Source organism: Streptomyces sp. NBC_00236 (genome assembly GCF_036195045.1).
Taxonomy (GTDB): Bacteria; Actinomycetota; Actinomycetes; order Streptomycetales; family Streptomycetaceae; genus Streptomyces.
The window spans coordinates 8224224-8238975 of sequence record NZ_CP108100.1; the positions used below are offsets into that span (position 1 = coordinate 8224224).

Annotated in this window: 9 protein-coding genes and 2 pseudogenes; 6 read left to right on the forward strand and 5 right to left on the reverse strand. The window is 69.7% G+C overall.

What is annotated here, in order from left to right; all coding sequences use genetic code 11:
- Positions 1–144: 144 nt before the first annotated feature.
- Complete coding sequence (locus OG446_RS36565) at positions 145–3309, reverse strand: discoidin domain-containing protein (RefSeq protein WP_328898080.1); 3165 nt, start codon at positions 3307–3309, stop codon at positions 145–147.
- Positions 3310–3792: 483 nt separating this feature from the next.
- On the opposite strand from OG446_RS36565, the gene OG446_RS36570 reads away from it, so the two are divergent.
- Together OG446_RS36570 and OG446_RS36575 are read left to right on the forward strand one after the other, a co-directional pair.
- Positions 3793–5613 carry a CASTOR/POLLUX-related putative ion channel gene (locus OG446_RS36570; RefSeq protein WP_328898081.1) on the forward strand — a complete coding sequence of 607 codons (1821 nt, stop codon included), beginning with the start codon at positions 3793–3795 and terminating at the stop codon, positions 5611–5613.
- Between the two features lie 251 nt (positions 5614–5864).
- Entirely contained in the window at positions 5865–6416 is a 552-nt protein-coding gene (locus tag OG446_RS36575) for an AAA family ATPase (protein ID WP_328898082.1), read from the forward strand.
- Between the two features lie 391 nt (positions 6417–6807).
- Here OG446_RS36575 and OG446_RS36580 read toward each other — a convergent pair whose 3' ends face one another.
- Positions 6808–8340: an alpha/beta hydrolase domain-containing protein gene (locus tag OG446_RS36580; RefSeq protein WP_328898083.1), complete on the reverse strand. Its 1533-nt coding sequence runs from the start codon at positions 8338–8340 to the stop codon at positions 6808–6810.
- A gap of 241 nt (positions 8341–8581) precedes the next feature.
- Here OG446_RS36580 and OG446_RS36585 point away from each other — a divergent pair.
- Together OG446_RS36585 and OG446_RS36590 are read left to right on the forward strand one after the other, a co-directional pair.
- A pseudogene (locus OG446_RS36585) lies at positions 8582–9060 on the forward strand (ArsR/SmtB family transcription factor); the annotation flags it as partial.
- A gap of 17 nt (positions 9061–9077) precedes the next feature.
- Positions 9078–9278, forward strand: a pseudogene (locus OG446_RS36590) (MFS transporter); the annotation flags it as partial.
- A 62-nt stretch (positions 9279–9340) separates the two neighbouring features.
- Here OG446_RS36590 and OG446_RS36595 read toward each other — a convergent pair.
- Positions 9341–9859, reverse strand: a complete 519-nt coding sequence (locus OG446_RS36595; RefSeq protein WP_328898084.1) for a hypothetical protein — start codon at positions 9857–9859, stop codon at positions 9341–9343.
- A gap of 278 nt (positions 9860–10137) precedes the next feature.
- On the opposite strand from OG446_RS36595, the gene OG446_RS36600 reads away from it, so the two are divergent.
- Positions 10138–10671, forward strand: a complete 534-nt coding sequence (locus tag OG446_RS36600) for a kinase (RefSeq protein WP_328898531.1) — start codon at positions 10138–10140, stop codon at positions 10669–10671.
- Positions 10672–11087: 416 nt separating this feature from the next.
- Here OG446_RS36600 and OG446_RS36605 read toward each other — a convergent pair whose 3' ends face one another.
- On the reverse strand, positions 11088–12482 hold the full coding sequence (locus OG446_RS36605; protein ID WP_328898085.1) for a DHA2 family efflux MFS transporter permease subunit: 1395 nt from the start codon (positions 12480–12482) through the stop codon (positions 11088–11090).
- A gap of 631 nt (positions 12483–13113) precedes the next feature.
- Entirely contained in the window at positions 13114–14019 is a 906-nt protein-coding gene (locus OG446_RS36610; protein WP_328898086.1) for an NADP-dependent oxidoreductase, read from the reverse strand.
- A 243-nt stretch (positions 14020–14262) separates the two neighbouring features.
- Here OG446_RS36610 and OG446_RS36615 point away from each other — a divergent pair, with 243 nt between their 5' ends.
- The gene (locus OG446_RS36615) at positions 14263–14619 is read left to right on the forward strand and encodes a MerR family transcriptional regulator (RefSeq protein ID WP_269280745.1); all 357 of its coding nucleotides are present in this window, start codon (positions 14263–14265) and stop codon (positions 14617–14619) included.
- Positions 14620–14752 lie beyond the last annotated feature (133 nt).

Below are 14752 nucleotides of genomic sequence, written 5' to 3' on the forward strand. Positions count from 1 at the left end.
CGCCGCCCGGTTCGGCGAGACCGCACCATGCCCAAGCCGCCCAGCGGCTACCGGGACGCCGAGCCGCCCGGCCGCGGGTGCGGCGTCGCCGGCGGCTTGTGCTGCCGACGAGGCCGTAACCGGGCCGGGCGGTGTCAGGAGTCCTTACCGGGGGAGTACGGAAAGGGCCCTGAGGCGTGCGTGCCCGTTGCGCCAGCCCGTGACGTCGAGCGCCACGTAGCGTGCGGTGGTGCCGGCCGTGAGGCCGGTCGTGGTGCTGCGGCCCCGCAGTGTTCCGCCGGAGCGGTAGGTGACGCCGTCGTCGCTGAACTCGACCGTCGCCCCCGGCACCCTGCTCGTCGTCCACTCCGCGAGGACCCGCCCGACGGGGAGCGCCGAGCCGAGGTCCACGACCATCCGGGCCCGGTCGGATCCCGGTGTCCACGCCGTGTGGGGGTCGCCGTCCACTGCGGCTGACGGGTCCGACATGCCCGCGGGGCGCGGTGCGTTCGGGAACGTGTCGCATCCGAGCGCGGCATCGTCGAGCGGATACGGGGCGACATCGCGCACCGACACGGTCGCGGTCCGGCCGCGGCGCAGCCGGACCTTCGTGCGCCGTCCGCCGGCCGAAGTCACGAGCAGTTCGCAGGACGGCCCGGTCAGCCGCACGGTCGCGGCGTCGACCACATCCGCCCGGACACCCGGCGGCACCGTCCGCCCCGTCGCCGGCCGCAGGGTGAAACGGGCCGGGGCGACAGCGGCGCTCGCGCCGCCCAGTTCGGCCGCGAAGCCAGTGCCGGAGTCGGTCACCGTCTGCGAACCGGCGTAGAGAACGATGTCGGCGCCCTGCCGGGGCAGAGTCACCACGGTCTTCACGGAGCCGGGGGAGAGGTTGAACAGGCTCAGGTGTCCGCCGGCGGTGCTGGCGTGAACGGCGGGCTCATCGGCCCGTGGTGCCTCCTGGGACGCCGCCGCCCGCAGTGCTGCGGGATCTCCGTTCGGAAGTCCCTCCACGGTGAGTGCCTCGGCAGGACCGTCGGACAGCACCACCATGTCCCCGTAGACGGCAATCGGATGCGCGGAGTCACGCACCACCAGCCCGGCCCTTTTGTCCACGGAGAGCCAGCCGCCGCGGCTCGTCAGCTCGGCCTCCGGGAAGCGCGTCAGTTCGGTCCAGTTCTCCCCGTCGTCGGAACCCTGTACCTGGTATCTGCTCGCAGCCGCCGACTCCCAGGCCAGGGTGACGTGGTCGAAGGCGACGGCGCTGCCGAGGTCGATGGTCAGCCAGCTGTCCTGACGGCCCCGTTCGGCGACGGCGACGGCCCAGCGGGTGCTGCCGTCCCCGTCCACCACACATGCCGCCTCGCGGCCGGGTGTCGCAGACGAGGCGGTGGCGACGGCGGCGCGGGCGAGATCGGCTCCGTCCGCACCGTCCCGGACGGAGAAGGAGTACAGGGAGTACCCGTACTGCGGATGTCCGGAGACGCCCTGCATCCGGACGAACCGGTGGGAACCGCGGGGGAGCGCAAGGGTGTCCACCCGGGGCCCGGACCCGCCCGAGGTGTTCCCGCTGTCCTTCGACGCCACCTGGACCGATCCCTCGGCCGCGGTGTACGTACGACTGCCGTCCAGGCCTGCCAGCCCCGGCATCGTCAGGTTGTGTATCTGCAGGTGTCCCTCACCGGCGGCCGTACCGCTCGTCGCGTAGACGACCGCGCCCGACGGGAGAGTGGTGAATCCGGCGATTCCGGTCTCGAGTTCGAGTACCGAGGCGGTCGCGTCGATACCGTCGCGGACCTGCCGGTAGGTAGTGACCGAGCGCCGCAGCACCTTGCTCGCGGTCGAGGGCAGGAACATCGGGGTGCTGCCGCTCAGTGCGAACAGCCAGTCGTCATGGGCGGGCTGCCAGGCGAACTTCACGAAACCCGGCTTGCTCACCGCGGCCGCCCAGGCCGCCGGCGTCTGCTGGACCACCAGACCGGGGCCGTCGGCGAAGTCCCGTACGCCGGAGGCCTGTGCGTAGAACTCCTCGTCGGACAGCGGTGCCACGACACCACCGTGCGCCGCCCGCCACCGGTGCAGCAGATAGCTGATGGCGATCTCGGCCCGGGCCTCCGGTTCGTACTTCGCCTCACCCGAGAACTTGGCGAGCCGGTACTCCGGCGCGTACGCCTGGTAGGGCGCCAGCCGCTTGGCCATCGCCGCCTCCGCCCAGGCGGCGGCGCGGTCCCCGGTCACCTGGGCCAGGAAGGCCAGCGGGATCACATCGCGGCCGTAGAGGTGCTCGCGGTCCGCGACCATCGGCATCAGTGGTTCGCCGGCGTCGCTCATCACCATGAGCAGCGTGCGCCACAGCGGACCCGCGTTCGGCTGCGCGGTGAGGACCTGCGGCATGGGACGGCCCGCGGCGATGAAGTGGGCGGCGTTACGGCCGGAGGTACGCCACAGTTCCTCCTGGTAGTGCGGGCCGAAGGAGTTGTGGTTCTCGACGATGAAGGTGTCGTAGAGGTTCGTCGCGGTGTTCTCCCGCACGGCGACTCCGTCGACCGGGGCGGGATTGGCCAGATCCGCCGCGGGCAGCCCCGCCTCGTTCCGCGTCCACCGGCCGAAGGCCGCCGACCACTCGCCGTGACGGGAGTCATCGGGGGCCCAGGCAAGGCCCGGTGCCAGGGACTGGGCGTAGACGCCCATCTCCTCAAGCTTCGTGTCCCCGACGAAGCCGCCCTTCAGGCCGTTCGGCGTCCAGCTCCCGGAGGCGGGGTCGTTCTTGGTGCCGAGGGCGGTGGTGTACTGCGCCTGCTCGCGGGCGATCGTGTCGACGTTCTGCCGCGTGACGTCGTCCAGCTGATCCCAGAGCAACCGGGCGGCGAGCACGAAGTACAACTGGAAGGTCGTGTCGAAGAACAGCGTGCGGCCCCACTCCGTGCCGCCCGTGAGGCGATTGGACGCCGCGAAGTGCTTGATCGTGGCAAGCGTGCGGGAAAGCAGCTCGTCCCGGCCGATGCCGGCGCGCCCGGAGTCGTACGTTCCCTGGGTCAGGAGCACGGCATTGCCGAGCACCACCGCGAAGCCGAAGTCCTTGGCCGTGTAGTGCCCGAGAGCGGAGTCCCACTGCGTCTCCGCCCAGCGCGTGTGCGTCAGCAGCACCTGGTAATAGGTGTCCGCGATGCTGTCCGGTTCCACGTCGTCGTGAAGCGTGCCGGGGGCAACCGACGGCTCCACGGCTGACGCCATGCCCGGGAGAGCCAGCGAACCCGCGGTCAACAGTCCTGCCAGGCCGGCGAGTTGGACGAACCTGCGTCTGTCGTAGTAGGCCGGGTTGTCGGGCATGGGTCCTCCGCAAGAATGACAACGTTGTCAGATTCCGGTCATCCTTGCCTGCGGCCCGTCGCACGTCAAGGGTTCTGCTGTGTCCGGGCAGTGTGGGAGGGAAGAACGGAATCACGGCTGCCGGACCGAACGGGTGGAAGAACTGGCAGGCCAGGGGTGGCGGCGAGCACGAGGGCCCGGCCGTCCGGGCGGGCGTGCCGCAGGGTCGGCAGACTGCCGGTTCCCCGGATCCGATCCCTATCGGATGAAACGCCGCCCGATACCCGTGTGGCGTCGGAGCCGATTCCGCACGCTGCTGCTGTGTACAGGATGATCAAGGATCAGGGCCGGCGCCGGAGCGCGTCCGGCGCCCGCGTGGGGAAGCAGAGACAGCCACGGAGCACAGCGCCGCCGGACCCGGGCCCGGCGCAGGAGACACCGCCGTCACGGGCTCCGTTGCACGAGCGCGCCCGGTACTGGTTCGACAACACGCTGGCGAGAGGGGTGACCGCGCTCATCGGATGGCTGGCCGTCGCATGCCTGGCCGTTGTGATCCCGGTCAGCGCACTGCTGGTGTGGACGGACGACAAGGCCCCGGACACGGCATGGGCCAAGACGGCGGCGGTGTGGCGGAGCGTCGGGCAGACCCTCAGGCTGGGCGGAGAGGTCGGTTCACCGCTGCGCGTCATTCTGTCGGTCCTGCTGGCGTTGATGGCGCTCTTCTACGTCTCCACCATCGTGGGCCTCATCACCACGGCGATCACCGAGGAGCTGATCGCCCTGCGGCGTGGCCACTCCACGGTGCTGGAGAGCGGTCACACCGTAGTGCTCGGCTGGTCGGACCAGATCTTCACCGTGGTGGCCGAGCTCGTCGCGGCAAACGCCAACCAGCGCCGAGGTGCCATCGCGATCCTGGCCGACCGGGACGTGACCGAGATGGAGGAGGAACTGCGCAGCGAGGTGGGCGGCACCGGCCGGACCAGGGTCATCTGCCGCAACGGACGCCCCACCGATCCGGCCGCACTCACGCGGGTCAGCCCCGCCACGGCGGATGTCGTCCTGGTCCTGCCACGTGACCACCCGCAGGAGGACGCGGAGATCGTCAAGAACCTGCTGGCCCTGCGGACCGCGGTGGACGGCGACAGCCGGGTGCGGACCGTGGCGGTGGTGCGAGATGCCCACTACCGCCTTGCCGCCGAACTCGCGGCCGGCCCGGACGCAGTCGTGCTCGAGATCGACGACGTCACCGCCCGGCTGGTCGCCCAGTGCGCGAGGCAGCCCGGGCTGTCCCTCGTCTACCAGGAGTTGCTCGACTTCGCCGGCGACGAGTTCTACGTCGTCGACGCACCGGCCCAGACCGGCCGTGTGTTCGCCGAAGTGCTGCGGGCATGCCCCACGTCCAGCGTGGTCGGGGTCGTACGGGCGGACGGGGCCCTCCGTCTCAATCCGCCGGCCACCTCGGTCCTGAACCCGGGCGACCGGCTCGTGGTGATCGCCCAGGACGACGACACCACGGTCACCACCCACGAACCCGCCGCATTCGACGAGTCGGCCATGGTGAACCGGGCACCGGCAGCAGCCCGTCCCGAACGGGTGCTTCTCCTGGGGTGGAACAGCCGCGCCCGGCACATCGTCCGCCACCTCTCCGGCCATGTCGCGGCCGGCTCCGTCCTCCATGTCGTGGCCCGAGGCAGCGAGAGCCTGGCAGCAGAGGTACGAGCCGCCGCGCAAGCCGCTCCCGCACTGACCGTCACCTTCGGACCGGGCGACCCCACCCTTCCGGGCACGGTGAACGAGCTGGACCTCTCCGCCCACGACGGCGTCATTGTGCTCGGCCCCGACCACGGGCCCGGTTGTACCTCCCCGGACGACCGGACCCTGGTCACGCTGCTGCTCCTGCGTGACCGTGAGCGCGCGTCAGGGGTCCCGGTCCGGGTGGTCACCGAGATGACCGACGACCGCAACAGAGCCCTCGCACCCGCCGGAGTCGGCGCCGACTTCATCGTGAGCGGAAAACTGGTCGGTCTTCTGATGGCTCAGATCTCCCAGAACTGGCATCTCGCCGGCCTCTTCGGAGAGCTACTGGCTCCGCAGGGCAACGGAATCCACCTCAAGCCCGTCGGAGACTACGTCCGCCCAGGACACCGGGCCTCCTTCTCCACCGTCGTCGAGGCCGCCTCGCGCCGGGGGGAGTGCGCCCTCGGATACCGCACCAGCGGCACGGCACGAGCAGGGAACGACCATGAGGTGCGCATCAACCCGGCCAAGGCGGAGGTCCGGTACTGGGGCGCGGATGACGAGGTGATCGTGATGGCCGAGCGCTGACGTGACGGCCGGGCTCCGACGCGAAAGGCGGGGCGCCGGACGGCGAAGCACGGCAGTCGGCCGTACAGGCGGTCCACAGCAGGGAACGCAACGGCACGGGACAGCGGGCATGGCAACATGGCTGACCGACAAGGAGCCTCTGGTCGTGACGGACATGATCTCGACGTGAGACCTGTTCGACCAGGGGCTGCACGTCGGCTCCCCGAAGAGGGGCACGCGTCCGGCACGGCGCCCGCACACGAGAGGTCCCCGTGAGCACCGAACTGGGTTCCGCAGTCGTCCTGATCACCGGCGTGATGGCGGCGGGGAAGTCCACCGTGGCCGAACTGCTGGCGGGGCGGCTGCCCCGAGCCGCCCACGTGCGCGGCGACGTGTTCCGGCGGATGGTGGTATCCGGCCGGGAGGAGCTGCTGCCTGACGAGACCGTCGAGGCCAGGGCCCAACTGGACCTGCGCCACCGGCTGTCCGCGCTGGTGGCCGACGAGTACGCGCACCACGGCTGGACCGCGGTCGTCCAGGACATCGTCCTGGGGGAGGATCTGGTCCGGTATGTCGCCAGGGTGCACACGCGACCCTTGTACGTCGTCGTGCTGGCTCCTTCCACGACAACCGTGCACAGCAGAGAGGCCGAGCGCTCGAAGACAGGTTACGGCGCCGGGTGGACGGTCGAGGCCCTCGACCGGACCCTGCGCGAGGAGACGCCGCGCATCGGGCTCTGGCTGGACACCTCTTGGCAGACGCCGGCCCAGACGGTCTCATCGATTCTCGGCAACCTGTCCGCCGCACGCGTGCAGACCGGCTGAGCTTGGCCGGCGTCACCGCGACCTCATCCGCAACCGTCGCCCGGGCGGCACCCGGCGGGGGAGACCGCACCACGATGAGTCGTGTGCAGAGAGCCACGGAGCCTGTTCCGCCGGTGCCCGCCTGCGGCCGGAGAACGTGCACGCGCGTCTCGCCGGAGAACGTGCACGCGCGTCTCCCCGCCGCGCCACGTGGCGAGGAAACGGCGGGCACCGGCATGGTCCTGCGCGACACGGACGTGGCCACCCACAGGGAACCGTCCCACCGGTGCCTGCGCCGGTGTTCGATGCGCCGACGGTCCACGGTCTGCCGACCGCGACCGCGACCGCGACCGCGACCCCGCGCCGAGCTGGTGCCGGGGCGGGGTCACGGCCGGTGAGACGGCCCGGTGGGTCAGCCGCCTATGCCCGAGTCCTGCGCGGCGGCGATGATCGTCGTCGCGTCCTCCGGGAGCAGATAGCCGGCATTGACGGACGTCTGCGCGGCGTTGCGTACCTTGTTCACGTAGTCGGCGTGGGTCGGGTAGAGCCGGGCGAGCACCGGTTCCGCGGTGGCCGGGAAACGGGGGTCGGACGGGTCGCCGTCGTCGTGCCGGTCCCAGGCGTCAGCATCGCCGTTCCACGGGTCGCGGGCACCGTACAGGCCGCAGAACACGCCGCTGCCGGTGGTGTCGCGGGAGCCGGTGAGCGTACGGGTGGGCACCGTGACGTCCGGCAGGCGGACGCCGCCGGTGGCCAGGCCGGTGGCCGGGTCACGCAGGAGGGTGCTCAGCGGCTGACCGCTCGGCGGCCGCGTACCGCCCCGCGCCCAGGTGGCCAGGTGGCGCAGCGCCGAGTTCATCGCCCAGTGGCCGGGCCCGTCGTTGAAGGGGGCCGACCCGGCGGCGCAGTCGGGCGACGGCGCGGCGGAGCCCGCCGACTTCTGCACCGTCGCGTCGCCGAGGTCGAAGGCCCACTGGTCGCCGTGCGCGGTGCCGGCCAGTTCCCAGTGCACGACACTGCTGGTGTCCGGCTGTCGTGCCGTCGCGGCGCCCGGCACATCGGTCTCGGTGAGCACGACGAACGTCGGAACCGGCAGGTCGGTCCTGATCCGGGACGGGTTCGGCATCAGCAGCGTGTCGGCGAGCACGCCGCTGATCGGAGAGGCGATCGCGCTGTTGCTGTGCACCATGAAGCCGTCGTAGACCTGGGACACCGGCTGGACGGCGTTGACGTACGTCGTCATGAACCCCGCCGACTGCGACTCGCCGTCGGCGAGCAGCGTCCGGACCGGAAGTCCGCCGAGCGGGTCCGCCCCTTCGGGAGTGCGCAGCGCCTGGCCGGCCTGGGAGAAGATGTCGTAGGCGAAGGCGTCGCCGGGGTGGACCAGGCTTCCGTACCGGGCCGGGTCCCAGCCCTTGAGCCCCTTGATCTCACCCAGCCCGCCGTTCACCCCGACGGCCTGTGCCGAGACGCCGACCCAGGCGTATCCCTGGCGCAGCAGCTCGTCCCGCTGGAACCAGTAGTCCGGGGAGAGGTCGAACTGCCCGCTGACGTTGAGCCACTCCACGACCACCGTGCCGTTGAACTTCGCGGGATCGGCAGGGCGGCGCACCAGCAGGCGGCTCTTGTACGCGGCGGTGCCGGACGCGCGGACGTTCCACCGGCCGTCCGACTTCCACAAGCCGGACTTGGCGTATGACGTGGCCGTGCCCGAAACGAAGTACTCGCTCTCCGTGTAGCCGAACGAGCCGAGGTCCTCCGCCGCTGCGAGGAACGGAAAGCCGTGACTGCCGGCGGGCGGGACAGTGACCGTGGGGCTCGCGGCCGCGGCGGGGGAAGCTGCGGCCGGGACGGCCAGGGGTGTGGCGGTGAGGGCGCCGCAGAGCAGCGCCCACAGCGCGGTGGCGGTGACGGACCGCCGGGGTAACCGAGAAAGCATGCGCATGGATTGCCTCCGTGAATGCGTGTCTCAGTGGGTCGAGTGCGTTGAGACCGCAGTTTCCACGCATCGCGACGGGCCGCCATCGGCGAATCCACCGGTGTCCCGGGAGCGGTGACCGGTCCCGGGGAATCCGGGGCCCCTTGACGGATCAGAGAGAGGCTGGGCAACCCCCCTTGACCAGTAGTCAAGAAGTATTGACCATTGAGCCCGCGTCTACCGACGACCTTCCCCACGGACGAACACCCTTTCCAGCCTCACGCGGCACCGGGTCATGGCCGTGCTCCGCTTCGAGCCCGCGACGATCACGCAGATCGCCGAGCGGGTGGGCCTGGCGAAGGGGAGTTCCAGCTACCGCGTACGGCTGCTCGGGCGGGCCGGACTGGTGAAGGTGGTGCGAACGCGGAAGGTCCGGGGCGTCACCGAGCGGTACTACGCCATGGCCGCGCAGTCGATCGTGCTGCCGGACCCGGCCGAGGGCGGGCCGGATGTGCTGATGCGGCATGCGGTGGCGGACCTGGAGGCAGCGCCGGCGGATGGCGAGCGGCATGTGCGGATGGCGCATCTGCGGCTCACCGAGGACCAGTTCGCGGAGCTGGGGGCACGGCTGCAGGCGCTGGCGGACGAGTACCGGGAACTCTCCGACCCGTCGCTGCCGGACGCGTCACTCGTTTCGCACTGTTTCACCCGACACCGCGCAAGCGGGCCGAAGGGGGCACCAAGTGACGTCAGCAGCTGAAAAGTTGCCGACCGGTTTCGGACGGCTTTGGACCGCACAGACGGTGTCCTCGCTCGGCGACGGGGTGTCGCACGCGGCTCTGCTGCTCCTCGCCCTGACGTGGGACCCGATGGCACTCGCCGTCGTCACGGCCGCCGGCACACTGCCGTGGCTGCTCTTCGGGGTGCTCGGCGGTGCGCTGGTGGACCGGTGGGACCGTCGGCGGAGGGTGCCCTCCAGACAGGGTGCTACGTGGTGAGTCGGGCGAGTCGTTTGCGCGTCCGCACGTCAGCCGGGTTCGGCGGTCATGGAGTCGAAGGTCTCCCGCATCAGCTGGTCGATCGTGCCGGGCCGGTCCGTCATGGAGTCGAAGAGATCAGCGAGCAACCACAGCACGAAGCTGTGCACCAGTGCTTCCGCCGACGGGATCGGCCCGAACTGATCGCGCCACGCCACTGTGTCCATCCCCATCGCCGCGGCCATGAGGACACCGGTGACCATCGGCACCTGAGCCGGGTCAGCCATCTTGAAGCCGGGGAGCCTGCGGACCACAGCGGGGATCAGATCGCTGAGGGGATCCAGGCGGTCCTCTCTGCCATCCCGCTCGACCATCAGGTATCCGGTCAGCACACCCACCAGGAAGACCGTTCCCCGGGATACCTCGTCGCGCCCGTAGGCGTCCGTCGCTGCCTGGACCCGCTGCTGCGCCTGCCGGCGTTCTTCTGCGGAAACTCGCTTCTCCAGAACTCGGTACGAGTCCCACGCTGCACGGATCGCCTCATCCGCGACCACGCCGTCATCAGTCATGAGGCAACCGTAATGAGAGAACGACATGCAGGAGAAATCCTTGAGCAGCCCATCGCGGCAAGGTCATGCGGGCCATGCCCCCGGCGGCGGAGATTCCGGCACTGACTGTGCGAGGGTCGCGCCGGTGTGGTGGGACAGCAGGTGGAACACCCCACGCAAGCCCTCATGACCTGCGGATACGCCAGAGAGGGCTGCTGGTGCGCGTCTGGCACCACCGTGTTGCAACCCGGCCGAGGTTCCTCGATGGGGCAGTGTCCGCCGGTACCGTGGGGCGGATGATGGTGGGTGCCACAGAGACCAGGCTCATTGTTCTGCGTGGGAACAGCGCTTCGGGCAAGTCCTCGGTCGCCGCCGGCATCCGGGAGCGCTTCGGCCGCGGGCTGGCCCTGGTCGGCCAGGACAACCTTCGCCGGGTCGTCCTGCGCGAGCACGACCTTCCTGGCGGTGCGAATATCGGGCTCATCGATACCGTCGCCCGCTACAGCCTCGATGCCGGGTATCACGTCGTCCTCGAAGGAATTCTGTACGCGGACCGCTACGGGCAGATGCTTCAGCAACTGCGTGCCGACCATCGCGGGCACACCCACTGCTACTACCTGGACGTCCCCTTCCCGGAGACCCTGGCCCGGCACGCGACCAAACCCATCGCGGACGAGGTCGGCGAGAGGCAGCTGCGCGAGTGGTACCGGCCGCTCGATCTGCTGCCCGGCGGCATCGAGACCGTCATCGACGGCGACAGCATCCTGGCGGACACCGTCGACCGCATCATGCACGACACCGACCTCGCACGGCTCCCCTCCTGGGACCACTGATCAGCCGGGTCGTGAGTGCGAAGACGTGTGTCCGGACGAGGCAACAGGATCAAGCAGACGATCTGGTGCAGGTCCGGATGCCCCCACCCCACCTTCCCTCTCGACCAAGTGCTGGCCGGTGAGCGTCACACGGCGAATAACGACGTGCCGGGCCGGGCGGTGCGAGAGGTTCGCGTCTTGACGACGAACGGTCCCGCCCCGCCCGAATCCCACGTGCCGCTGCCGGCCCCGCCGCCCACGCGCTGGGCGGTGCGTGCCGCCCGTGCAACGGCCTGGTCGACCGTCCCCTCCGGGGGTGTGGTGCGTCGCGCTCGTGCTCGGAGTGCCGGTCGGGGTGATGGGGCGAGAAGCTGCGAGCACCACGTGACCGGATCTGCGTGGACAGGAACGGACGGCGTCGACGATCCGCCGCCCGCTCAGTGGCCCATCAGCACCGTGGGGTCTGCGTCCTTGACCTTCCTCCGAGGCAGGAGGGCGGCGGGGGCCAGACAGAAGGCGATCAGGATGGTCGCTACCAGGAACACCGAGGCGAACGCCTCACCCATCTGTGTCTGCACCCCGGCGGGCGAGGTCGCGTCGACGTCCTTCAGGCCGTTGGTGAGGAGCACCGAGAAGAGGGCAGTGCCGATCGAGGCCGCGACCTGCTGGACGATGTTCATCAGCGTCGAGCCACGGGCGACGTTGTGGTCCGTGAGAGTGGCCAGCGCTGATGCCATGATCGGCATCATCGAGGCGCCCATTCCGAGGCCCATCACGAAGAGCGCGGCGATGATGTACGTGTAGGACGTGTCAGAGGTCAGCTGCGTGAACATACCCATGCCCACCGTGATCACGGCGATGCCGGTCAACACGATCTTGCCCGGTCCGATGCGGTCGGCGAGCATGCCGGCAATCGGCATCGTGATCATCGCCCCCACACCCTGCGGTGCGAGGAGAAGCCCGGAGTCCAGCGCCGACTCGCCGCGCACCTGCTGGAAGTAGAGCGGGAACAGCAGGCTGGCGCCGAAGAACGCCACGGCGAACAGGGACATCGCGATCACCGAGATGCTCATGTCCCGATTGAGGAACAGGCGCAGGTCGACCAGCGGGTGAATGTTGCGCCGATGCAGGGCCCACGGCACGAACGCGATGATGAGAACCAGCCCTATGCCCGCGGGAACGAGCACCTTGGCAGCCCAGACCGTTCCCGTCTCGGGTATGGAGGAGACGCCGTACAGGAAGGTTGCCAGCCCCGGCGAAAGCATGACCATGCCCAGCCAGTCAAAGGTCTCGGACGGCTGCACACGGTCCTTTGGAAGAACGATCGCGGCATAGGCCAGCGCGATCGCACCGATCGGTACGTTGATCAGGAAGATCCAGTGCCAGGAGGCGGCGTCGATCAGCCAGCCACCGAGGATGGGACCGAAGATCGGGCCGAGCAGCATCGGGATACCGAGCACTGCCATCACCCGGCCGACGCGCTCAGGGCCTGCGGCACGCGTCAGGATCGTCATGCCCAGAGGCATCAACATGCCGCCGCCGAGGCCCTGGAGGACGCGGAACGTCACGAGCATCTCGAGCGAGGTGGCAGCAGCGCACAGTGCGGAACCGGCGGCGAACAGGACGATCGCAAGGAGGTAGAGACGTTTGGTACCGAACCTGTCGGCCGCCCAGCCGGTGAGCGGGATGACGCTTGCCAGCGCCAGGGTGTAACCCGTCATCGTCCAGGCCACCTGGGCCGAGGTCGCGTGGAACTCCTTCTGGAACGTCTGCAGTCCGACCGACACCACCGTGATGTCGAGGATGGACATGATCCCGCCCAGCACGATCACACCGGCTACGAGGAGAACCCCCTTGTCCAGCCGGTCTCGGGACGTGGCCTCGGGGGGACTGCTCTCGCTCTGTTGTGAAGCGGTCACTTCTCAACCCTTCCAGGGAAAGACTGAACCATCCCGGTCGTCTGGTCCGTCCACGCCCTGGAGCTGCCGGGTGGCCGCGACGGTCGTGGAGCCTTATTCGAACGGGAGACTTCAACCCTGCTCAGGTCGCAATGCAACCGGGCGCCCCCACCCTCACACCGGACTACATGATGGTTCGGAATACTGATGAACATTTATGGGGCAGGACCGTACCACCCCCTGTTGCGCCGGCATGAGGCTGGGAATGACTAGGGGCGCGAGGCTGCGTGATCACGGCTTACGTGAACATCTGTCGGGGCTGCTGCGGCTGGACGAGGCTGGTGCCCGTGGACGACGCCTCACGTGCCAGGTGCGGTGCCCGAGTGGGGGCGGCGTGCTCGACGGAGGCGCCGTGGCGATCGGCCCGCTTGACGAGGCGCCGTGGCGATCGGCTCGCCCCGCCCCCCCCCACTTGCCGGACCCGATCGACGGCCCGCTCGCCAGGTAGGCCCGTAGGTTGCGGGTTGCCTACCTCGTGAGCGTGTTCAGATGCAGAGCGGCCTGTTCAGATGCAGATCACGATCTTTCCTCGGGTGCGTCCACGCTCGGCGTGCGCGTGCGCTTCGGCGATCCGCTCCAGGGGGTAAGTCTGTTCGATGCGGGGTGTGTAGCGGCCTTGCCCGCCCAGCTCCGCCGCCGCGGACAGGAGAGCAGAATCGTTCTCCGCGTTGACCACATGCGTGCCCAGGCGCTGACCGCCCGCATGGTCGGCGACCGTCGCGACGCGCTTCGGGTCGCCTGTGATCGCGACGAGGTCGTCCAGCGATCCGGAGGCCGCGGTGTCGAGCGCGATGTCGACTCCGCGCGGGGCGAGAGTGGACAGACGCTGCGCGAGGCCGGGGCCGTAGGTGGTGGGAACGGCGCCGAGTGCGGTGAGCAACTCGTGGTTACGCTCACTGGCTGTCCCGATCACCGTGGCACCTTGCGCTGCCGCGATCTCGACCGCCGCGCTGCCCACGCCTCCGGCGGCGCCCTCGACGAGAAGGGTGCGCCCCGCGAGGGAACCGAGCGCGTTCAGCCCACCCATCGCGGTCACCGACGCGAGACCGGCACCAGCGGCCTGCTCGTCGTTCCAGGCGGCTGGGGTGTGTGCCCAGGCCGAGAGGATGAGCAGCTCTGCCGTCGCCCCGGTGACACCGCCCAGCCCGAAGACACGGTCGCCGATGCTCACTCCCTGCACCCCGTCGCCGATCTCGTCGACCACACCGGCGCCGTCGCGCCCGGGAATGGCGGGCAGCTCCAGGGGAATCAGTTGGCGCAGGGCGCCGGCGCGCAGCTTCCAGTCGATGGGATTGACGCTGGCCGCCGCGACGCGGACACGGATCTCACCGGGGCCCGGGTGAGGGTCGGGGGCCTGCTCGATCACCAGGCTCTCTGCTCCGCCGTATGCGTGGAACCGGGCTGCGCGCATGATGGTCTGCCTCACTTTGACGGGCCGGAACGACGTGTTCATCGGACGCTCGTCACTGTAGAACCTGACGTTGACGTGAGGTGCAAGTCGCCACTGCCGCCCGGCCGGTGAAGGGCAGGCGCGGATGGGTGAGGTTATCGAGCGGGCGGGGGCGCCCCCCCCAGGTCTGCCCCATGAGTCGGCATCGCTAGCCTGAACTTGACGTCAACGTGAGGTACGAGCACGAAGGGAGTGCCCTGCGGCATGCGCATCGGACAGCTTGCCAGGCGGTCAGGGGTCAGCGTGCGGGCCCTGCGCTACTACGAGGAACAGCGGCTCCTGGAATCGGCGCGAACGTCCGGTGGGCAGCGTGACTATCCGGACGAAGCCCTGGAGCGGGTCCAGCTCATCCAGGACCTCTTCGCGGCCGGCCTCTCCAGCCGTACGGTCGTCGAACTCCTGCCGTGCGTGAGTACTGGCGTCGCGACCCCGGCCATGCTCGACCAGCTCATCATCGAACGCGACCGCATTGCCGCACGCATTCAGGACCTGACCCGGGCCAAGACCAAACTCGGCCGCGTGATCGAGAATGTGACCGCGGCGAACGTGGCGCAGGACTGATCAGTCCATCGCGGGGAAGCGGGCTCCGGCCTGTCCAGCCTCTACCGGGCACTGGCCAGCCACGGGAAGCCCCAGGCGTATCCGGAGACCGTCGAAAGCGTTCGTCGCTCTCGCTACCCCGGGCACCGCCGGG

What these genes read in the sequence shown, in the direction of transcription:
- OG446_RS36565 (WP_328898080.1), bottom strand. Translation starts at nt 3,309, where the DNA reads ATGCCCGACAACCCGGCCTACTACGACAGACGCAGGTTCGTCCAACTC.
- OG446_RS36580 (WP_328898083.1), bottom strand. Translation starts at nt 8,340, where the DNA reads ATGCGCATGCTTTCTCGGTTACCCCGGCGGTCCGTCACCGCCACCGCG.
- OG446_RS36595 (WP_328898084.1), bottom strand. Translation starts at nt 9,859, where the DNA reads ATGACTGATGACGGCGTGGTCGCGGATGAGGCGATCCGTGCAGCGTGG.
- OG446_RS36600 (WP_328898531.1), top strand. Translation starts at nt 10,138, where the DNA reads ATGGTGGGTGCCACAGAGACCAGGCTCATTGTTCTGCGTGGGAACAGC.
- OG446_RS36610 (WP_328898086.1), bottom strand. Translation starts at nt 14,019, where the DNA reads ATGCGCGCAGCCCGGTTCCACGCATACGGCGGAGCAGAGAGCCTGGTG.
- OG446_RS36615 (WP_269280745.1), top strand. Translation starts at nt 14,263, where the DNA reads ATGCGCATCGGACAGCTTGCCAGGCGGTCAGGGGTCAGCGTGCGGGCC.